Origin of the sequence: Bacillus sp. LLTC93, from assembly GCF_002993125.1 — a bacterium.
GTDB lineage: Bacteria > Bacillota > Bacilli > Bacillales > Bacillaceae > Bacillus > Bacillus zhangzhouensis.
On sequence record NZ_PVME01000003.1, the window covers coordinates 744989 to 766567 of the forward strand.

The window sequence follows — 21579 nt, forward strand, 5'->3', positions numbered from 1 at the left end:
CCTCCTCATCGGACTTATCCCTACTATATGAGCGTATCTAAAAAAACATGATGTTCCGCCATTCGTTTAGACAACTTCCATTTCTTTCATGGACTGCCCGCCGAATGATTCGAAATGTATATTCTGTTCTGGAATTCCCATCTCTTTTAGGATATGGATCATCTCCTGTGTAAATGTCGGAGAACCGCATAGATAAAATTGGCCTTTCCCTTCTCTCATCACTGATTGAAGGAATGGACGGTCAATCCGGCAAGCTGCCTTCTCAACCAGCTCGCCCTTTCCGGACTGTTCAAATTGCTCGTTACATAGGAAGATGCGACCATGGGAAGATGAAGCTAGAACGCTCTCAAACTCTTTTTCAAAAGCGGTTACATCCTCTAATCGGTCTGCATGAATCATCGTAAACGGTTGATTGCGGTGAGCTGCTGTTTTCACTAAACCAATCATTGGTGTGACACCGGAACCGGCACTGATGAAATAAGCGGGCTCTTTTGTATCTTCTTGCAAGCAGAACATTCCCTGCGGCATACTCACTTGAAGAACGTCCCCTTCTTCCATTTCATCATGCAAGAATGTGGACACATGACCATCGCGCTTTACTGTGATGCGGTAATAAGACGGGTGATATTGATCTGATAAGCTGTATTGTCTGCTGCACACATAGGCTTCGCCCGGCATATCTGCCTGCACAGTAATGTATTGACCCGCTTCATACATTGGAAGCTCTGATTCATCTTCTGGTACTAAATAAAAGGAGATAAGCGCTGGAGATTCTTGTTTCTTTTTCTTGATGACAAACGGTTTGACATCTGCCCATCCGCCTTTTTGCTTCACATTTTCATCCATCATTTCTGCTTCAATCGCAATAAATATATTCGCAATGATGTCATATGCAGCCTTCCACGCCAATAATGTGTCATCCTGCTCATTTAATCCAAACACTTCTTTCATCGCTTCAATGAGGTGATGCCCGACAATCGGATACTGCTCTTTTTTCACCATGACGCTGACATGCTTATGGGCAATTTGTTTCACCGCAGGAAGCAATTCTTCTAATCGATCAATGTGCAGTGCAGCTTGATATAATGTCGCAGCAAGCGCCTCTGGCTGACTTCCGTTCATGAGATTCGTTTTATTAAACTGATTGAGAAGCTCTGGGTGCTGCCTGATCATATTTTGATAAAAAACAGTCACAAGTTTTGTTCCCTCGGCTTTTAGTAGAGGGGCTGATTGTTGAATAGCGTTCATTTGACCTGTGGATAACATCGTTATTCCTTCTTTCGAAAGATGTATTTTAAATACATCTTTATCGTAATGGATGACAGCTTATAAAAGCAATATTTATAATACATGTTTTAAATGTTGTCACATTTAACACTTTCTCGACCAGTTCTTGTCTAAAATGTGTTACGATGATACAAAACTCTATTAGGTTTAGAGGTCGTCAAAATGAAACTTACGAATTATACAGATTTCTCATTAAGGGTACTCATTTATTTAGCGTCAAGAGACAACAATGAACTGTCAAATATTCAGCAGATTGCCGATATTTATGGCATTTCTAAAAATCATCTAACGAAGGTGATTTACCATCTTGGAAAACGTGGGTATGTGGAAACAATCCGCGGGAGAAATGGTGGAATTAGGCTGGGGAAAAGCCCAGAAAGCATTAACATTGGAGAGGTTGTCCGCTATACAGAGGAAGACTTAGTCATGGTCGAATGCTTTGATCCAAAGAAAAACAGCTGTATCATCTCCCCGATTTGTTCATTAAAGCACGTACTTCACGAAGCACTCACTGCTTATTTACATGTTCTAGACCAATACACATTAAAAGATTTAACACAAAACAAAGATGCTCTAAGAGAGCTCCTGCTTTAGACGGAAGAATTTTATTCTTTCGTCTTTTTCTTTACCTCATTGTAATAATAATTTAATTAAAATTATTATAAATAAATATTGACTATCATGTTTGATTCAATATAATTAGGGTATATAGATTGCTAGAAACCATTTTTTGTTTACAGGAGGAAAAAACAATGACAAATTCAAATCATAAAAATTTGACGACGAATCAGGGCGTGCCTGTTGGCGATAACCAAAACTCAAGAACAGCTGGTCACCGCGGACCTTCATTTCTTGATGATTACCATTTGATTGAAAAGCTTGCACACTTTGACCGTGAACGTATTCCAGAGCGTGTCGTTCATGCAAGAGGCGCCGGTGCTTATGGTGTGTTTGAAGTAGAAAATAGCATGGAGAAACATACAAGAGCAGCCTTCTTAAGTGAAGAAGGAAAACAGACAGACGTTTTTGTTCGTTTCTCAACGGTTATTCACCCTAAAGGTTCACCTGAAACATTACGTGACCCGCGCGGCTTCGCTGTCAAATTTTATACAGAAGAAGGCAACTACGATTTGGTTGGTAACAACTTGCCGATCTTCTTTATTCGAGATGCATTGAAGTTCCCTGATATGGTTCACTCTCTCAAGCCAGATCCTGTAACCAATATCCAAGATCCTGACCGTTATTGGGATTTTATGACCTTAACACCTGAATCGACTCATATGCTCACATGGCTTTTCTCTGATGAAGGAATCCCTGCAAACTACGCTGAAATGCGCGGTTCTGGCGTTCATACGTTTAGATGGGTAAACAAATATGGGGAAACCAAATATGTGAAATATCACTGGAGACCATCAGAAGGTATTCGCAATTTATCCATGGAAGAAGCAGCAGAAATTCAAGCAGACGATTTCCAGCATGCGACAAGAGATCTTTTTGATCGCATTGAAAAAGGCAACTATCCAGCATGGGACTTATATGTTCAGCTTATGCCGCTTAGCGATTATGATGAACTTGATTATGATCCATGTGATCCAACAAAGACGTGGAGCGAGGAAGATTACCCGCTTCAAAAAGTAGGACGCATGACACTCAACCGCAACCCTGAAAATTTCTTTGCTGAAACAGAACAATCTGCTTTCACGCCAAGTGCACTGGTTCCAGGAATTGAAGCGTCTGAAGATAAACTGCTTCAAGGTCGTCTGTTCTCATATCCAGACACGCAGCGTCACCGTCTTGGTGCGAACTACATGCGCATTCCGGTCAACTGCCCTTATGCACCTGTGCACAATAACCAACAGGATGGCTTTATGACAACGACTCGTCCAAGCGGTCATATTAACTATGAACCAAACCGTTACGATGATCAGCCAAAAGAAAACCCTCACTACAAAGAAAGTGAACCTGTTCTTCATGGTGACCGTATGGTGAGACAAAAAATCGAAAAACCGAACGATTTCAAACAAGCTGGGGAAAAATATCGAAGCTACTCTGAGGAAGAGAAACAAGCATTGATCAAAAACCTAACAGCTGATCTCAAAGGTGTAAATGAAAAAACGAAATTACTTGCGATCTGCAATTTCTATCGTGCAGATGAAGATTACGGACAGCGTTTAGCGGATTCACTCGGTGTGGATATTCGCTCATATCTTCAAGGAAACATGAAATAATTGAATTCGTATTGTTTGACAAAGGGCTAAAATGATCTTCATTTTAGCCCTTTGTCTTCTTTTCAGCGTGATAGAAAACCTTTGCAGTCTAGGAAGAACGAGTACCGGAGCGGAGCGTATTCGACATTCGTGAGCACCGGCACGCAGGACCGACACCGAATGCGAGGGTTTGTCTACACGGTGAGCACCTCTTTTGATAAGAGGTGCTTTTTTATAAGCGAAACACGTTAATACTAATCAAATGACCGGTCACCGGGTGAAAATAAATTTCTGCGTGTGCTGCAAAAAGGGTCGATCCTTCCTTCACAGTCACGCGAAATACATCTTTTGTCTGTTCATCATTTACTTTTGTTCGTCCAATGTAATGATAGTCGTTTAAAGCGGCGCCTTCATATTCATCTTGCAATGCTGTATAAGCAAGTCTTTCCCAATTTTCAACGGGCTGGACCGCTGCTTTTGATGCAGGATGGACCATGAGACTGCCGAGCAAAACCATTCCTGCTGCAAAAAGCATCCACAATTTCGGCTGCATGATATCATTGATCTCACTTTCATGTATATTTTGATTAGGTTTTGCTGAACGACCCTTTTTCATACATGAAGCATTTATTCAACCTATAATTTCCGGTACGCGATTCATGCGGACACCAACTTTTCCCCTGAAAAAGTCGATATGATCCGAGCAAACTAATGAGGACTTCTCAAGGGAAAGGAGAAGGTTTCATGAATGTGGCGGATTATGATAAGGCACTTTATTATACGCATCGCTCGCAATGGGATAATTTACTTATTCTTATGGTACGTACGCAAGATGACTTGCTCTCGAAACGTATTGAGCATTTCTTACATGCGTATCAATTTAACCGAAACGATGCAGATGTTGAAAAATGTTTATACGGGCTCCTGCAGTACATTGACCATGCTTCAGAGGCTGCTGCTTCTGAAGTTTATTCACAACCGATGTACACATAAAGAAAAAGGCTGATCTTCAGCCTTTTTACATACATTTAGCAGTGTGCTGTGATTGGAAACATAAAGTGGCCATTTAACCAAGCGTCTTTATTTAAAATAAACAGTGCATCCTCGTCATTTGGGGTCGTGACCGCATGTATGCCTTCAATTGAAGCATCAGGCGTGAAATAAAAGATCACTTTTTCCGTCGTCTCCTTTACAATGCTTGCTACAACTTCCTCAATATTTGGCGTTTTAAGCGAGATGATATCGTACACATGCATGGTTTCATTTTCTTCATTCATAAGCACAATTGTATCTAATGCTTCAATATAAAAGATGGCATCCGGCCATACTAATGTAAAATAAAACATCAACAAGCTGCCATGATCCTGGGCATCCATCTTCATTGAGTAAGATTGACGTTTTTCTGCGAACTGTTCAAGTAATGGCAGGTCGTGTTCAAGTGTCAGCTGCTTGATGCGCTCATCCTTTTTCATTTGAATGGTGCTTTTGCTGATATCCAGGCTAAACTCACTTTCGTGATAACGGGTAAAGCCAAACTTCGGGTAAAAATTCAGCACGGTTTCATTGCCAAAAAGAAACATCACATCACAGTGATTTTCATACGTGTCCATAATATGCTGCATTAACTTTGTCGCCAATCCTTTGTGGCGGTAGGCTTGATCTGTCATGACGGTACCAATTTGAACAGCTCGATACGTTTGACCATCAATGATCACTGACATGAGATAGACAGAGGCGTTGGAGACCACTTTCCCGTTATGTACAAAGGAATAAGGAATATATTTTTCATCCCAGTACCCTCTCTCGTACCAGTCTCTAAAATCCAAATCAAATGTGTTGATCGCTAACGCATTAAAACTCTCTTTCAATTTGTCATCATCGCGATAATCGCTCACTAATTCATATGTCTCCACTTTTGTTTCCTCCCATTTTAGATTTTCCTGTAATTGATCGACTCATCACCTCCTACAAAATAAAAAAAGACTCAATGAGAATACACTCATCAAGTCTTTTTTGTTTTGCTCCTATCAATTAGACTGTACATGCTTCTCTTTTCACACAAAAGGGCACTCCAAATAAACCAATATTAGTGCCCTTTTTTATTCAATTCATTGAACTGAATGTGCGCTTAAAAGTTTTAGCATAACGACTAAATTCCCTTCTATCATAGCAGCTCTTTTGGCTGATTTTTTTGATAATCCACTGCATAAAGAGCCGCTTGGGTTCTATCTGCCAGCTCTAGCTTTGATAATACATGAGATACGTGCGTTTTGACAGTCTTTTCAGAAATAAACAGCGCTGAGGCGATTTCTTTGTTGCTTTTACCCTTTGCAATTTCAAATAGGACATCTCGTTCTCTATTGGTCAGCTCGTTCATCAGTGCCCATTTTTGCTCTTTTGGTTCTGTCAGATGCTGCACAAGAAAGGTTGTGATATGACCATCTAATTGATAGGTGCCATTTTGCACTTCGATCATTGTCGTGAGCAGTTTTTCTGGCGCTACATCCTTGAGCTGATAGGCTTTCGCCCCAGCTTGAATGGCTGGTATGACATAATCTTTATCCGCATAGCTTGTCAGGATCACAATGCGTGTATCCGGCATTTCTAGCATCATTTGTTTCGTTGCCTCAATGCCATTCATCACAGGCATTGAGAGGTCCATTAAGACAATGTCAGGCTGCGTCTGTCTGACAACTTTAAGCGCCTCTTCTCCATTGGATGCCTCACCAACGATGTTCACATCAGGCTGTGTTTGCAAGAAAAACACCAGCCCTTTTCTCACAATATGATGATCATCTGCAATAACTACTCTCATGACGACCCCTTCCTTTCTTGAGAAAATGGCACTTTCACATGAATCTTGGTTCCTTGACCTAGCTCAGAATCAATACAAAATGTACCACCTATTCTTCGGATGCGGTCAGCCATCCCTTTCAGCCCAAGTGAAGGAAGGCTCATTTGCTCGTCATACTGAAATCCTTTTCCACGGTCGATGATTTCCATCTCAAACGTGTCTGCCGATTGCTCGAGTTTGACCTCGACTTCCTCTACTTCCGCATGTTTTTGACAATTATTCAGTGCTTCTTGACATACGCGAAACAAAGCCTCATGCCGCGAATGATCCATCTCCATACAGCCTGATAAAGATAAAGTACAGTTTAATCCTAAGAGCTGTGCGTACTCTTCAATCGCTGTCGTAAATCCTTTTTCAAGTCCTCTTGGTCTTAGCTGCCAAATGAGTGACCGCATTTCAATGAGGGCATCTTGTGATAAATGCTGAATAAAATCAATCATTTCCCCTAAATTCTGATCGTTTGTCATTTGACGGGCAGCTTTTGCAGTGAGACTCACTGAAAACAGCATTTGGTTGACAGAATCATGTAAATCCTGCGCAAGCCGGTTTCTTTCTTCTAAGAGTGCATGCTGCTGTTCGTTTTGTACAAGCTTCATCCGCTGAATGGCAGTGCCAATTTGAAGTGCAATGCTTTCAAGCAAATTCAGCTCTTCTTGCGCAAATGTGACTTTTCCTTTTGCAGCCACATTTAATAAACCGAACGTGCGCTTACACGCTTTGAGTGGTACTGTCGCATGATGTGTAATTCCTTCCGTATTCCCAAGATTTTGCTCGATGGCCGTTTCAATCCGTTTACAGTTGATGATATTGGTGGCTGATTGCAGTGACCCTTTTGTGTATCGGTTGATGCAATAACAGTCGTTTTGACACATCAATTGCTTTTGGTGCTTTGCGAGTGCTTCAGGTAAGGATACCTCTGCCATCAGTTCATACGAGCCGTCTTCTTCTATAAAATAAATCCATGCTGTCTGAAAGCCTGTGACATCCATAAGCATATGGAGTACTTCATGAAGCGTGTCTTTCATTTCCATGCCTTCATTTAACTTTTCAGCAATTTCTTTTAACGTTTTTAATGTTTTAACCTTCTCTTTGTATTCTCCCATGCTGTTTACCCCCGGCATTAGCTGCATCCTCTTATCATTATGTTGATTATACCATGCGCACCCTTTTGGCTCTTTCTCAAAAAGGATGATTTCTTCTCATACTTTTGGCTGAGAAAAAAGCCATCATGCATTTACACGATGGCTTTTTTAGTTGCTTTATTTAGCTGTTTCTTCAACAATATCATAAACGACTTTCATTACTTCTTCTGATAAATGCTTCAGCTTTTCTTCGCTATCTGTTAAAGATGAGCCTTTAACTGCAATATAAAATTTCACTTTAGGTTCGGTACCAGAAGGTCTTAAGCAGAACCATGAGCCATCCTCAAGGAAATATTTCAGCACGTTTGATGCCGGCAGGTGAATTGTTTCTTCTTTCTTTTCTGTCACGAGATGTCTTTGACTTGATTGGTAATCCTCAATGACCGTGATGCGCTGACCTGCGATGGCAGCTGGCGGATTTGTTCTAAAGGTATGGAGGATTGCTGAAATCTGCTCAGCTCCTTCTTTACCTTTCAAGGTTAATGACTTCAACCCTTCGCAGTAAAATCCAAACTCCTTGAAAATATCGACAAGGGCATCGTACAATGACTTGCCTTGTTTTTTATAGAAGGCAGCGACTTCAACGGCTAACAGCGCCGCTTGCACCGCATCTTTATCTCGGGCAAAGTCACCGATCAAATAGCCATAGCTCTCTTCATAGCCAAATTGAAACGTGTATTCTCCGCTCTCTTCAAATTGCTTAATCTTTTCTCCAATAAATTTAAAACCAGTGAGAGTGTCAATGGTGTCAGCACCAAATGCTGATGCGACAGCACGCCCAAGTTCACTTGTGACAATGGTTTTCATCACAACTGGACGAGGCGGCAGCAGACCCAGCTTTTGTTTTTCAGACAATAAATAATGAAGCAACAGCGCTCCTGTTTGGTTGCCTGTTAAGACTGTAAATTCTCCCTCGTGATCTCTCACCGCAATGCCTAACCTATCTGCATCTGGGTCAGTTGCAATGAGGATATCGGCATTCTGCTGTTCACCAAGCTTGATCGCATACTCAAACGCTGCATGCTCCTCTGGATTTGGCGATGTCACCGTCGAGAATTGTGGATCTGGCTTTTCTTGTTCAGGAACAACGGTCACATGCTGATAGCCAAGAGCCTTTAGCCCATTTCGGACAGGGTGATTGGCTGTTCCATGAAGCGGAGTAAACACCACTTTGACATCGACTTCATCTGCAAGCTCAGGGTGCACACTGATGGTTTTTAATTTTTCAATATAAGCATGATCAATTTCTTCTCCGATCATGTTAATGAGCCCATTTTGTTTTAATATTTCTTCTGATTTTACTGGAATCGCCAGTTCATTTTCAATGGCATCTACTTCTTTAATGACCTGATCTGCTTCAAATGGAGGCAGCTGGCCTCCATCTTCTCCATATACTTTATAGCCATTATATTCTGGTGGATTATGACTTGCTGTCACGACGATACCAGCAAATGCATTCAGCTCCCGAACAGCAAAGGAGAGTTCTGGTGTCGGACGCAGTTCGTCAAATACATACGTTTGAATGCCATGTGAAGCAAGCGCTTTCGCTGCTTCCATCGCGAATTCAGGCGATTTATGGCGTGAATCATATGCAATGGCGACGCCTCTTCTTTTTGCATCTTCTCCATGTTTCGCAATATACGCAGCAAGACCTGCTGATGCTTTACGAACAGTGTAGACGTTCATTCGGTTCGTGCCTGCACCAATCTCCCCGCGCATGCCTCCAGTGCCGAACTCAAGGTTTTTGTAGAAGCAGTCTTCAAGAGCTTGATGATCCTCTCGATGCGCCTCTAGCCATTCCCTTAGTTCAGTATCCAGGTGCTTCTCATTGATCCATCGCTCATAATTCGTATTCCAACTCATGGTCATCCTCCCAGTTCTTATCATCAATTTCATAACATCTACTGTTATTTTATATGGAATTACCCTTCATGTCATGTTATATCATTAACATATGAAAAAACGATGAACAAATAGAAAAAAAACAATAAAAAAAGCCGATGCACGATCGGCTTTTTCTCTTATTCGGCATCAAGCGGTACGACTGCTTCATGGAATAGTTGATCTAATTCAGTTTGATGTTTTTGTTTTGTCGCTTCATCCCAGCCAAAGCGATCTGCCATATAGTCAACGACAGGCTGTGCATATTTTTTTGCCCAGTTGATATTAAATAATAGGCTTCCTGTTCTTCTTAAGAAGAAATCGACAGGTGTAGCGGCTAGTTCTTCTTCGATCGCATAGACAAGCTCTGCCAGTACATACGCTGGAATATTTCGTTTGTCTGGTTCACCTTGAAGCTGCTCTACACGCTTGAAGACACTGCTGACGTTTGAGCCGTATTTTTCAGCTAGTTTTTGAGCAATCGGTTCTGTTAAACCAACGGATGCTCCTTCTGCCGTTTTCGCTTGAACAAAGGACGCCATATTTTTAGATCCGCCTACATGCCCACCTGAGATTGGCATATGTTTGGTTTTACATGGTCCGTAATCTTTGCCAGTCTCTTCTTTGAGTCCATCACGTACAAGGTTCACAATGTGCTCAGCCATTTTGCGGTAGCCTGTTAATTTACCACCAGCAATTGTGATCAAACCTGAAGATGATGTCCACACCTCATCCTTACGAGAAATTTCTGAAGGATCTTTTCCTTCTTCATGAATGAGCGGACGAAGACCGGCCCAGTTGGATTCAACATCTTTTTCCGTAATGTTGAGGTCTGGGAACATGTACTGGATCGCTTGAATGACATAATCACGATCTGCTTTGGTCATACGTGGATGTTCAAGCTGTTTTTTATACACTGTGTCTGTTGTTCCAACGTACGTTTTGCCTTCTCTTGGAATCGCAAAGACCATGCGTTTGTCAGGCGTGTCGAAATAGATCGCTTGTTTTAATGGGAAAACCGATTGGTCGAATACTAAGTGAATTCCTTTTGTATGCTGTAAGTGTTTCCCTTCTTTTGAATGGTCCTTGTCTCTTAGCTGATCTACCCACGGACCTGTCGCATTGACAATCTTCTTCGCATACACATCATATGTTTTATGCGTCATGACATCTTCAATGACAACGCCGACAACTTTACCTTTATCATAGATAAATTCTTTTACTTTCGCATAGTTGACAGCTTCTGCACCGAATTTCACTGCCTCTTTCATCACTTCAATTGTGAGGCGTGCATCATCTGTACGGTATTCAACATAGTAGCCGCCGCCTTTTAAGCCGTCCTTTTTCACAAGCGGTTCTTTTGCAAGTGTTTCTTTCGCACTTAGCATGCTTCTGCGTTCGCCATGCTTGACTCCAGCTAAAAAGTCATACACTCTTAGACCAATTGATGTTGAAAACTTACCAAATGTACCACCTTTATGCATCGGAAGAAGCATCCATTCTGGCGTTGTCACATGCGGACCATTTTCATATACAATGGCACGTTCTTTACCGACCTCTGCCACCATCTTCACTTCAAATTGTTTTAAATAACGAAGTCCACCGTGCACGAGTTTCGTTGAGCGGCTAGACGTACCTGCCGCAAAATCCTGCATTTCTGCAAGACCAACACGCATCCCGCGTGAAGCCGCATCAAGTGCTGTACCGGCGCCTGTAATACCCCCACCAATGATAAACACATCATATGGTTTTTTTGTCATTTCGTGCAGTATTTGTTCTCTTTCTAAGCTAGAAAAAGTCATCTCTTGTTCCTCCCATGTTGTACGGTAAAGAAAAAGAGACCGCAAACACCCAAAGCGTATTTCTACACTTCGGTGCCTGCGGTCTCTCCAGTTCTCCAACCGTTCTATTAACTTACTTGAAGTATACCATACTTTTTGTTTATTTGAAAGCTTGAGCTGCTTTTACAGCCTTTTTCCACCCGCTGTATAACGAGTCACGGCTGTCCTCTTCCATCTTCGGTTCAAAGCGCTTGTCAAGGTTCCATTGTTTTGCAATGTCTGAACGGTCGTTCCAGAAGCCAACTGCTATTCCCGCAAGATAGGCCGCACCGAGTGCCGTCGTTTCATTAATTTCTGGACGTTCTACTGGTACATCCAGCAAATCACTTTGGAAGCCCATTAAGAAGTCATTCTTCACAGCTCCGCCATCAACACGCAAAGTTTTTAATGAGATGTTTGAATCCTTTTCCATCGCATCTAAAACATCTTTCGTTTGATAAGCAAGTGATTCTAACGTTGCACGGACAAAGTGCTCTTTAGAAGTACCGCGTGTTAATCCGAATACAGCGCCTCTTACATCACTGTCCCAGTATGGTGTGCCTAGACCAACGAATGCTGGAACGACATATACACCATCTGTTGACTCGACACGCTTTGCATAAGCTTCGCTGTCTTTTGAGTCTTTAAACATTCTCAGTCCATCACGTAGCCACTGAATCGCTGAACCGGCAACGAAAATACTTCCTTCTAAAGCATATTCAACTTTACCGTCAATGCCCCATGCAATCGTCGTTAATAAACCATGATCCGACTTAATGGCTTTTTCCCCTGTATTCATCAACATGAAACATCCAGTACCATATGTGTTCTTCGCCATTCCCGCTTCAAAGCAAGCCTGACCGAATAAAGCAGACTGCTGGTCTCCCGCTGCTCCTGCGATCGGGATATTTTTACCGAAGAAGTGATAGTCCGTCGTTTCACCATAAACGTGTGAAGATGGTTTGACCTCTGGAAGCATAGAAGCAGGTACGTCTAGGATATCAAGTAATTCTTCGTCCCATTTCAGATCGTAGATATTGAACATTAACGTTCTTGACGCATTGGAATAATCTGTAACGTGTGATTTTCCGCCTGTCATTTTCCAAATGAGCCATGTATCGATTGTGCCAAACAGTAAGTCGCCATTTTCTGCTTTCTCACGGGCACCTTCTACATTGTCTAAAATCCATTTCACTTTTGTGCCTGAGAAATAAGCATCGATGAGAAGACCTGTTTTATTTCTAAACGTCTCATTGTGCCCTTGAGCTTTTAACTCTTCACAAATGCCAGACGTTTGTCTAGACTGCCAAACAATTGCATTATAAACTGGTGCGCCTGTATGTTTATCCCAAACAACAGCTGTTTCACGCTGGTTCGTAATTCCAATACCCGCAATTTGATCTGCTTCAATGCCAGATTCAATTAAAGCGGTTGAAATAACAGATAGAATAGAGCTCCAAATTTCGTTTGCATTATGTTCTACCCAGCCAGGGTTCGGAAAATATTGATTAAATTCTTTCTGTGATGTATGTGCAATTTTACCTTCTTGATCAAATAAGATTGCTCTTGAGCTTGTTGTCCCTTGATCTAATGCGAGAATATATTTTTCTTTTGCCATGGTGTTTTCCTCCCCTTACATACTTTCATTTACAGCATTTGTTTGGTTTTTCGTAGAGAAATAGAGTCCTAACAATACCACAACTAAAATAACGCTTACAATCCAAAAGGCTGGAGTGACGTTCGCTTTAAAGGCTGCATTGTAGAAAACACCGCCAAATGCACCGCCTAAAATTGGACCAACAACAGGAACCCATGCATATTTCCAATTCGATGGACCTTTGCCTGGAATCGGCAGAATTGCATGTGCAATTCTCGGACCTAAATCACGTGCAGGGTTGATTGCATAACCTGTTGTTCCACCTAAAGAAAGACCAATCGCTACAATTAAGAAACCAACAATCAGCGGATTTACTCCGTCTGCAAATTTATTTGCACCAATCGCTAAGATTCCTAGAACCAATACAAATGTACCGATGACTTCACTGAGTACGTTTGCAAAGGTATGCGGAATCGCAGGACCAGTTGAGAATACACCTAGTTTTGCACCTGGATCGTCTGTTGCTTTCCAGTGCGGTAAGTAATGTAAAAAGACAATAATAGCTCCGAGTAATGCGCCAAGCATTTGGCCGACAATATACATTGGAACATCCGCCCACGGAAAACTTCCTTCTAGAGCAAGACCAATTGTCAGCGCCGGGTTTAAATGAGCCCCGCTAATTCCACCAGTTGCATAAGCTGCAATGGCTACTGCAAATCCCCACCCGAAAGCGATTACAATCCAGCCGGACTGATAGGCGAGCGATTTCTTTAAATTTACAGCCGCACACACACCGCCTCCAAAAATAATGAGCAGCATTGTACCTACGACTTCACCCCAAAATGGTGTCATGAAAAATTCCTCCTCTGGTTCAGTTGCCATCCCCTATGAATGTGTAGAAAAGATAAAGAAAAAAGATCCACAACAAACATACTTTACATCAGGGTCATTTGTCACCTAGTAAAGCGCTGTTGTGGATCTCCGTTTCTCCATCACATGATATTAACTTAGTGCTATAGTATCAGAGGATGAAAACGTTGTCAATCAATTTTCACATTTTATCTTTTTCACTTTTGGAATGCTTTCCAAAGGTTTGTATTCGATGTCGTCACAGCTGTTGCTCCGGCCTCAAGTGCTCTTTCCACGTCTTCTTTTGTTCGGATAAATCCCCCTGCAAATATTGGTATTCCCGTTCTTTCGCGCACTTCTGTAATTAAATCTGGCACGACACCCGGCAATACTTCAATAAAATCCGGTCGATGTTTCCCGACAAACTCCATGCTTTTTTCCATCGCACTTGTATCAAGTAAAAACATTCGCTGAATCGCATATACTTTTTTCTGCTTGGCTTTTACTATGACAGAAGACCTAGTAGAAATAATACCTGCTGGCTTCATTTCCTGACAAATAAATTCCGTTCCATACTCATCATGCTTGATTCCGTGAATAAGATCGACATGGACAAACATTTTTTTGTGATGGGCATTCGCCTCATTCATGATGCCCTTAAGCCGGCCTAAGTGAACATCAAGTAAGACTCCATATGTAAATGGACTTTTTAAAAATTCCTCAAATTGCTTCATATTGCGAACAGCAGGTAGAATGGGTTGATCATGAAAACTCATATGCCGTCTCCTTCTAATATGTATTGGTTCAGCCTTCCCTTACAGTAATAGAATCTCTTCTTTTTTTCAATACACCTAGTGTACCCATTGCCGATTCGACCTAGCAACTTAATAAAGAACTTTTAGCCTTACATAGAAAAAAGCAGAGAGAAGTCTCTCTGCTCAGCGTGTAGACAAACCCTCGCATTCGGTGTCAGTCCTGCGCTCCGGTGCTCACGAATGTCAAATTCGCTCCGCTTCGGTGCTCGTCCTTCCTAGACTTCAAAGGTTTTCAATCACGCTGAAAAGAAGACAAAGGGCTAAAATAAAGATCATTTTAGCCCTTTGTCAACAATCTGAAACAGAGAGAAGTCTCTCTGCTAAAGTTGCGCCATACTTTCTTTTATTGTATTAATGATAAATGTGGCGTCTTCATCTGTGATATTGAGCGGCGGTGCAAGCTGCGCAACGTTATTATAGCCAGCGACCGTATCTCCATTTTTCCCGATGATCAGCCCGCGTTTTTTACATTCTGCAATCAATTGACCGACAACACTTGGATCAGCTGGCTTTTTTGACTGCTGATCCTGCACAAGCTCAATCCCAAACAGCATGCCTTTTCCTCTGACATCACCGACAAATGGATGTTCTTTTAACTCTTGCAAACGTTCGAGCATGTCTCGACCAAGTGTGTCAGATCGTTCCACTAATTGCTCGTTTTCTATAATATTTAGGTTGGCAACTGCAACCGCACAGGAAGCAGGATGACCGCCAAATGTATTAACATGACGCAGCCGGTCATACGTATCTTCTCCTGCATAGGCTTCATAGATTTCCCGTTTGACGCATGTTGCAGAAAGCGGTAAATAGCCGCTTGTGATCCCCTTTGCCATTGTAATAATATCTGGCTTCACTTCCTCATGCATAAAACCAAACCGCTTTCCTGTTCGGCCAAAGCCGCATATCACTTCATCCACAATGAGAAGCGCTCCATGAGCTTCACAAATGTCTTTGACCTTCTTTAAATACCCTTTTGGCGGCATTAGGATACCGCCTCCCGTAATAATCGGCTCCATGATGACCCCAGCAATGGTCTCACTTAATTCCCATGTCATCGCTTGATCAATCGCAGCAGCACTTGCCAAATTCTCTTGGTCCTCGGGATGCCGATACAGATCAGGTGGCGCGACATGGATGAAGCCCTGCCCTAATGGTTCATATTTATATTTACGCTGCGCTTGACCGGTTGCAGCAAGAGCTGCTGCTGTATTGCCATGATACGATCGATATCGGGAAATGAATTTTGTTCGTGTACCCTCTCCCTTTTGCGCATGATATTGTTTTGCGATCTTAAATGCGGTTTCATTGGCTTCAGAACCGCTGTTGGAAAAGAAGATGACATAGTCACCCCCAAGCCATTCATTGAGCTTCTCAGCCAGCTGAATAGCTGGTACATGGCTTTGTGTAAGCGGATAGTAAGGCATCGTATTTAATTGCTGATACGCCGCTTCTGCAAGCTCTTTTCGGCCATATCCGGCATTTACACACCAAAGGCCTGACATCCCATCTAAATATCGATTCCCATGAATATCTGTCACCCATGCGCCTTCTGCCTCGTGAATGACCATGCTTTCATTTTCTTTGTTTGTCCCTTTCATATGATGCCAGATCAACTGATCATCTTTTGCCTGAAGATTTTGAGCTTGCTCATGTATTTTCATCTTCCCACGCCCCCATGTATCCGTTTTCATCATTAAAGAAGCTTAGACAGGTCCATTACATTGCCTCTCCATTCATTATATGGATGAAAAGTGAGGCATATGAAACTGAAACAAGGCCGCCTGTAAGAGAGAACCAATCGTTACTTTCATTATAAAAAGGGGCAGGGCCGATTACATTAGACAGATCGTCAACTCATTGAAAAGAACCATAAGACACTCTACTTGATGCCTCGGCAAATCTAACACACCTTGTTAACGGCTATTTCCTTGCAGGAATTCATAAGCAAGAATCGCAAATTCAAGCGCCTGGCGTTTCGGCGCCTGCATCATATCCTCTCCAAGCAAAGCATGCAGTTTATCCAGTCTATGATAAAGGGTCTGCCTGACAATATAGAGCTGGCTTGCGGTTTCTTTTTTAGAACCGTTCGTCTGTAAAAAGATATTCAACGTTTGATAGAGTCTTCCGCTATTTTGCTTATCATATAAAATCACCGGCTCTAAATACTCTTTCACCAAGCATTCTAGTAGACCGCTCTCTTTCATGACCGGCATCAGCCGAAGCATATGTAAATCTTGATAAAATGGGCTTTCCACTCGCTGCGGCATTGCTTTTTTTAAATGGAGCACTTCTTTTGCTGCTTGAAAGCTTTTTCTCATATGCTGAAACTGCTCACAATATTGACCAATCCCAAAATTGATCACGGTCCCACGAGGCTGCTCACGATCATATAATTGCCTCATTTCATTTGCTGCCTTCTCTGCTCGCTCCTTCCAGTCTTCTACCTTTCTCGTGTTCAATAAAATAAACAAGGTTTGTCCTTGATGCTCATAAGCGATCAGATGGAAACCGGCACGTTGAAAGATGGAGCGGCAAGATACGAGAAAGTAAAGATTTCCTGCAATTTTTTCGATTTGATGATGTTTTTGAAAGAGCATGACCACACAGCCGGTTGGTTTTTTCAGTCCTTCCGTTTCTTCAAGATGCTCTAAAATGTCTCTTTCTGTATGCTCTTCCTGGAACCATTTTTGCAGCCATTCATTCTCTTTTGTCTTCTTCAGTTCTTCAGTATAAAGCTCTCTTAAAGTTTGCTGGGCAAGGGCATTCGCTCCCTTGTCCATCACGAGCAGTTCAAATTCTGAAAGTGTGTTCGATTGATGAATGAGCACAAGATCTGCAAATGTTTGTTTGAGTGCGAGGACTTGTTTTTGAGTCACTTCATACCCGTTTGGCAAGGAAGCATACTGCAAATAATTCATGACAAGCTCTTCAGTTTGTTTGGATGAATCACATAAAATAATTGGCTCGCCTTGAACGGGTATGAGTAAAAGAATTCCTCTTAAGTGCTGATACACTTGATCTAAAATATCCATCTGCGGATGAGGGGTCAATAAAAGCTCATTAAGCTTTGATGATAGTGCTTCTAAGTCGGCCATCATTTGATACTGGCGCTCGATCATCATCGTATGAAGATGCTGTGTAATGTTGACGAATTTCACTTCTTTTGTAAACAGAATAAGGGGAAAATCCCTTTCTTCTGCATAGGCAATCAGTTCTTCCGGCACATCGAAGCGCAGCGGAACAAATTCAATACACAAGCCAGCTGCACCTGAGTCAATCAGCTGTCTTAAAAACTCTTTAAATACATCCAATTGATCATGAAAACCTGCGGCCGTTGTTAATATAAGCTCGCCTCCATTTAACAAATCCTCTACAGCAGGCACTTCTAACACATGTACCCATTTGACTTGCCGAAACAGTCCCTTTTCCCCAGCTAATACTTTCGCATGTGTAAAATACTTCGTTTTTAACACATCACGCACTTGAAAATGAACATCTGCATTCATTCATATATCCCCCTTTGTTTGCCGTCCCCTATCCCAGAGGGTGCATGGATAAAATCCATAATAAAACAGGTAAAGTGACGATACTTAAGATTGTACTGAGAAACGTCGCACTTGACACAAACTCAGGCTTCGTTCGAAATTGTACAGCCATCAGCGTTGTATTCGCTGCCGTCGGCATGGCTGCAACTAAGACCATAATTTGTTTTACCAAATCATCTACAGGTAAAATGAGCGTAAAGCCAAATGCGATCAGTGGTGAGATCAATAATTTTAGCAGCACAGCATAGGAAATATGGCGATACTCCACTTGCTTAAAAGAAATCACTGCCAGCTGCATGCCTAAAATGAGCATAATCGTCGGTATGGCTGCATCCCCAACCAGCTGAACACCCGTTATAAGCTCTTTAGGTAATGAAAGGTCAATCAGCTGAAATAATAGACCGATGAGTGCCCCATAAGCAACCGGCATACGCAGCACTTTTTTCAAAACGACCTTTAGATCTCCCGCATCCTCTCCGCCCTTTGCCGCATAATACATGCCGATTGTACTCATCACAAGCTGCTGAAGAACCATCAACACAATTGCAATATCTAAACCTGCTGCTCCGAAGACAAGCAGGACAACAGGTGTGCCGTAATTTCCATTGTTCATAAATGCTGACGACAGAATCATGGCACAATACGTTTCATTCGAATAACCATAAATACGAGATAAAATGAAGACACATAAAACAAGTGAAAGGCAAAGTCCTACGACAAAAATGGCTAGGTACACATAGTCCATTGACACTTTGTTTTGATAAAAGGTTTCAAACGCAAGAAATGGTGACATTAAGTATAAAGACATTGATGAGAGCGTATGTATGTCAAAACCAATTGCCTTCTGCCCGATATATCCTATGAGGAAAATGCCGAACACTGGCATTAAAACAAGTAAAAACTCCATGCTGCACCTACTTTTCTCTAGATGAATACCTTATTCCTTTTGCTTCCTCATTATCATACCACTGATAAACAATAAAAAAGAAGCACCCTTATGAAAGGTCGCTTCTCTCCTCATCCATATAGAACACTTCCCACAAATGACCATCAAGATCCTGAAAGCTCCATCCATACATGAAATCATGATCCTGCTTTTCCTTAAACGGCGAACCGCCTGCTGCAATTGCCTGCTCCACCAACTCATCAACCTCTTCTCTTGAATCGACCCGCATGGAGATAATCACCTCAGATGCCTGCTTTGCATCGACCAATTGTTTCTCTGAAATGGATTGAAAATGTTTAAGGGATAACAGCATGACGGTGATCGTGTCGTCAATGACCAAACAAGCGGCCTGATCATTTGTAAACTGCGGTTGGAAGTCAAAGCCCAGTTGCTCAAAAAAAACTCTTGATTCCTTTACATGCTTTACCGGCAAATTGATATACAAATGTTTCGTTTGTCGCCCCATGTTCCTCTCCTTTTTGAACTCATGATCTCCTTTCAGTATATTCATCTTTTGCTTAGGCATCCCTTTGTCACATGAAAAAATAAGCGGCAAGACTCATTACCTTATTTTAACAAAAATGTATAATAAATCTCGAACACAATACTAAATAAACTAGGAGGTTTTCATAATGAAAACAATCGCAAAATCTTTGGTGCTCTCCACTACTGTCCTTTTATTCGCTTCACCACTCACACAGACAGCTGATGCTGCATCTATTCAAAACAAACAGGTCACAACACAGAGTGATTTTCAGCTTCCTTCAGTCACTGACACAATTAAACAAAACATTGAACTCTCTTTCCAAAAACAAGATAAGTGGTTACAAAAATTAGAATTGATTGCAGGACAAGAAAAACGTGAACAATTTGAACAGTTTTTCAATCAACATGTAGGACCTGATTTAAAAAATCTGTTAGAAGAGCCTACTCTTACTTGGAAACAAGTAGATAAAACGATTTATCAATCTCTAGTCAAATCTGGTGTTCCATTTTTAGCTGCCAAAAGCTTTGCTCACTTTGCTACATTGTCGTTAAAGAAAATGTAAACATAAAAACAAGCGCCTCGCATACAACGGGGCGCTTGTTTTGGTTATTTCTTATATTCAATATGGTACACGTCTCTTCTTCGGTCTTTCAGCTGACGTACCGTTCCATCTTGCCGCTGTCTTCTTAAAATTTCTAAATCGACATCACCAACCACAACCATTTCAATATTCGGATTACACTCTCCTACAATCCCATCTCTTGCAAATTCAAAGTCAGAAGGGGCAAAAATAGCAGATTGTGCATATTGGACATCCATATTTTCGGTTTGTGGAAGATTTCCGACAGTTCCAGAGATGACTGTATAAATCTGATTTTCAACCGCTCTAGCCTGCGCACAGTAGCGCACTCTTAAATAGCCTTGGCGGTCTTCTGTACAGAACGGAGTGAAAATAATTTTCGCTCCTTTGTCAGCAGCAATCCGAGCAAGCTCAGGAAATTCAATATCGTAGCAAATCTGAATCGCAATTTTGCCGCAGTCAGTATCAAATACCCGGACTTGGTCACCACTTGAAATTCCCCACCATTTTCTTTCATTCGGTGTAATGTGAAGCTTATATTGTTTTTCAATCGTTCCATCACGTCTAAATAAATAGGCAATATTGTAGATTTTCCCTTCCTCTTCAACGAAGTGGGACCCACCGATAATGTTAATGTTGTACTTCACAGAGAGATCTGTAAACAAATTAATGTAGTCCTCGGTATATTCCGTGATCCGTTGTACCGCAAGACTTGGTGATCGCTCTTCTAAATAAGACATGAGCTGTGTCGTGAAAATTTCTGGGAAAACAGCAAAGTCAGCCGATGCATCTGATGCAACATCAACGTAATACTCCACCTGATTCATAAATTCCTCAAAGGAATGAATTTGTTTCATCGCATATTGAATCACACAAATTCGAACTGGGAAGGCTGATTTATAATATCTTTTCGATTGCGGACGATAATCTACATTGTTCCATTCCATTAACGTCGCATATGTGCTGGATGCTTTATCATCCGGCAAGTAATTCGGATTGATCCGCATCAGAGTAAATTCATTTAACAGCTGAAAAGATAAAACGGGATCATAAATTTGGTGGAGCGTCACCTGCTCAACATATTGGCGAGGCGTCATTTCCTCTTGATATTTATGATAGTTCGGGATGCGCCCACCAATGATGATGCTTTTTAAATTTAATCTTCTCGCTAAATCTTTTCTAGCTTCATACAAACGATGACCAATTTTCATGCGGCGATACTCAGGACTAACCATCACTTCGATTCCATACATATTCATTCCATCAGGATTATGATTGGTGATGTATCCATCATCTGTAATGTCCTGCCAAGTGTGCCGATCATCGTATTCATCAAAGTTAATTAATAAACTTGAACAAGAGCCAATGATTTCTCCCTCGAATTCCGCACAAAACTGTCCTTCCGGAAAATGCTCGAGATGACTTTCAAGATGCTCTCGTTTCCAAGGGTCCATGCCCGGAAAGCATAGTTCTTGAAGCGCAATGATCCGGTCGATATCTTCTTCCCTGATATTACGGATCACCATTCTTTTTTCAAAACGCGTTAAATCTAGTTTTTCTGCCATGAAT

At 41.7% G+C, this 21579-nt stretch carries 19 protein-coding genes; 4 read left to right on the forward strand and 15 right to left on the reverse strand.

Features of this window, described 5'->3' with window-relative positions; translation table 11 throughout:
* Positions 1-66 precede the first annotated feature (66 nt).
* A complete protein-coding gene (locus tag C6W18_RS13365; protein WP_105927854.1) occupies positions 67-1266 on the reverse strand; it encodes a globin domain-containing protein in 1200 nt (399 codons plus the stop codon).
* Positions 1267-1449: 183 nt separating this feature from the next.
* On the opposite strand from C6W18_RS13365, the gene C6W18_RS13370 reads away from it, so the two are divergent.
* Together C6W18_RS13370 and C6W18_RS13375 are read left to right on the forward strand one after the other, a co-directional pair.
* The gene (locus C6W18_RS13370) at positions 1450-1881 is read left to right on the forward strand and encodes an Rrf2 family transcriptional regulator (RefSeq protein WP_034321607.1); all 432 of its coding nucleotides are present in this window, start codon (positions 1450-1452) and stop codon (positions 1879-1881) included.
* A 158-nt stretch (positions 1882-2039) separates the two neighbouring features.
* A complete protein-coding gene (locus C6W18_RS13375) occupies positions 2040-3515 on the forward strand; it encodes a catalase (RefSeq protein WP_105927855.1) in 1476 nt (491 codons plus the stop codon).
* A 211-nt stretch (positions 3516-3726) separates the two neighbouring features.
* On the opposite strand, the gene C6W18_RS13385 is transcribed toward C6W18_RS13375, so the two are convergent.
* A complete protein-coding gene (locus C6W18_RS13385) occupies positions 3727-4047 on the reverse strand; it encodes a YqzG/YhdC family protein (RefSeq protein ID WP_373465719.1) in 321 nt (106 codons plus the stop codon).
* Between the two features lie 191 nt (positions 4048-4238).
* Here C6W18_RS13385 and C6W18_RS13390 point away from each other — a divergent pair, with 191 nt between their 5' ends.
* Positions 4239-4487 carry a YhdB family protein gene (locus C6W18_RS13390; RefSeq protein WP_024426598.1) on the forward strand — a complete coding sequence of 83 codons (249 nt, stop codon included), beginning with the start codon at positions 4239-4241 and terminating at the stop codon, positions 4485-4487.
* A 35-nt stretch (positions 4488-4522) separates the two neighbouring features.
* On the opposite strand, the gene C6W18_RS13395 is transcribed toward C6W18_RS13390, so the two are convergent.
* The 12 genes from C6W18_RS13395 to C6W18_RS13455 all read right to left on the reverse strand — a co-directional run bounded on the left by C6W18_RS13395 (position 4523) and on the right by C6W18_RS13455 (position 19409).
* The gene (locus C6W18_RS13395; RefSeq protein ID WP_105927858.1) at positions 4523-5407 is read right to left on the reverse strand and encodes a GNAT family N-acetyltransferase; all 885 of its coding nucleotides are present in this window, start codon (positions 5405-5407) and stop codon (positions 4523-4525) included.
* 251 nt (positions 5408-5658) lie between these two features.
* Entirely contained in the window at positions 5659-6309 is a 651-nt protein-coding gene (locus C6W18_RS13400; protein ID WP_105927859.1) for a response regulator, read from the reverse strand.
* Positions 6306-7451 (reverse strand): GAF domain-containing sensor histidine kinase, encoded by a 1146-nt coding sequence (locus C6W18_RS13405; RefSeq protein WP_034321739.1) that lies wholly within the window; start codon positions 7449-7451, stop codon positions 6306-6308. Before C6W18_RS13405 ends, C6W18_RS13400 begins: the two co-directional genes overlap by 4 nt.
* Positions 7452-7607: 156 nt before the next feature.
* A complete protein-coding gene (locus tag C6W18_RS13410; protein WP_105927860.1) occupies positions 7608-9353 on the reverse strand; it encodes a phospho-sugar mutase in 1746 nt (581 codons plus the stop codon).
* A 158-nt stretch (positions 9354-9511) separates the two neighbouring features.
* Positions 9512-11173, reverse strand: coding sequence for a glycerol-3-phosphate dehydrogenase (gene glpD, locus C6W18_RS13415; RefSeq protein ID WP_105927861.1), 1662 nt, complete (start codon positions 11171-11173; stop codon positions 9512-9514).
* Positions 11174-11312: 139 nt separating this feature from the next.
* Positions 11313-12809: a glycerol kinase GlpK gene (gene glpK, locus C6W18_RS13420; protein WP_034321625.1), complete on the reverse strand. Its 1497-nt coding sequence runs from the start codon at positions 12807-12809 to the stop codon at positions 11313-11315.
* Positions 12810-12824: 15 nt separating this feature from the next.
* On the reverse strand, positions 12825-13640 hold the full coding sequence (locus C6W18_RS13425; RefSeq protein WP_034321628.1) for an MIP/aquaporin family protein: 816 nt from the start codon (positions 13638-13640) through the stop codon (positions 12825-12827).
* Between the two features lie 215 nt (positions 13641-13855).
* Positions 13856-14413, reverse strand: coding sequence for a glycerol-3-phosphate responsive antiterminator (locus C6W18_RS13430; RefSeq protein ID WP_034321630.1), 558 nt, complete (start codon positions 14411-14413; stop codon positions 13856-13858).
* A 359-nt stretch (positions 14414-14772) separates the two neighbouring features.
* The gene (locus tag C6W18_RS13440) at positions 14773-16113 is read right to left on the reverse strand and encodes an aspartate aminotransferase family protein (RefSeq protein WP_105927862.1); all 1341 of its coding nucleotides are present in this window, start codon (positions 16111-16113) and stop codon (positions 14773-14775) included.
* 252 nt (positions 16114-16365) lie between these two features.
* On the reverse strand, positions 16366-17958 hold the full coding sequence (locus C6W18_RS13445) for a PucR family transcriptional regulator (RefSeq protein ID WP_105927863.1): 1593 nt from the start codon (positions 17956-17958) through the stop codon (positions 16366-16368).
* A 28-nt stretch (positions 17959-17986) separates the two neighbouring features.
* Positions 17987-18904, reverse strand: a complete 918-nt coding sequence (locus C6W18_RS13450; protein WP_105927864.1) for an AEC family transporter — start codon at positions 18902-18904, stop codon at positions 17987-17989.
* Positions 18905-18992: 88 nt separating this feature from the next.
* Positions 18993-19409 carry a VOC family protein gene (locus tag C6W18_RS13455; protein ID WP_105927865.1) on the reverse strand — a complete coding sequence of 139 codons (417 nt, stop codon included), beginning with the start codon at positions 19407-19409 and terminating at the stop codon, positions 18993-18995.
* Between the two features lie 166 nt (positions 19410-19575).
* Between C6W18_RS13455 and C6W18_RS13460 the strand changes: the two genes are divergently transcribed.
* Positions 19576-19992, forward strand: coding sequence for a hypothetical protein (locus tag C6W18_RS13460; RefSeq protein WP_105927866.1), 417 nt, complete (start codon positions 19576-19578; stop codon positions 19990-19992).
* A 44-nt stretch (positions 19993-20036) separates the two neighbouring features.
* Here the strand turns inward: C6W18_RS13460 and C6W18_RS13465 are convergent, their stop codons facing one another.
* Positions 20037-21575 carry a bifunctional GNAT family N-acetyltransferase/carbon-nitrogen hydrolase family protein gene (locus tag C6W18_RS13465; protein WP_034321648.1) on the reverse strand — a complete coding sequence of 513 codons (1539 nt, stop codon included), beginning with the start codon at positions 21573-21575 and terminating at the stop codon, positions 20037-20039.
* Between the last annotated feature and the right edge of the window lie 4 nt (positions 21576-21579).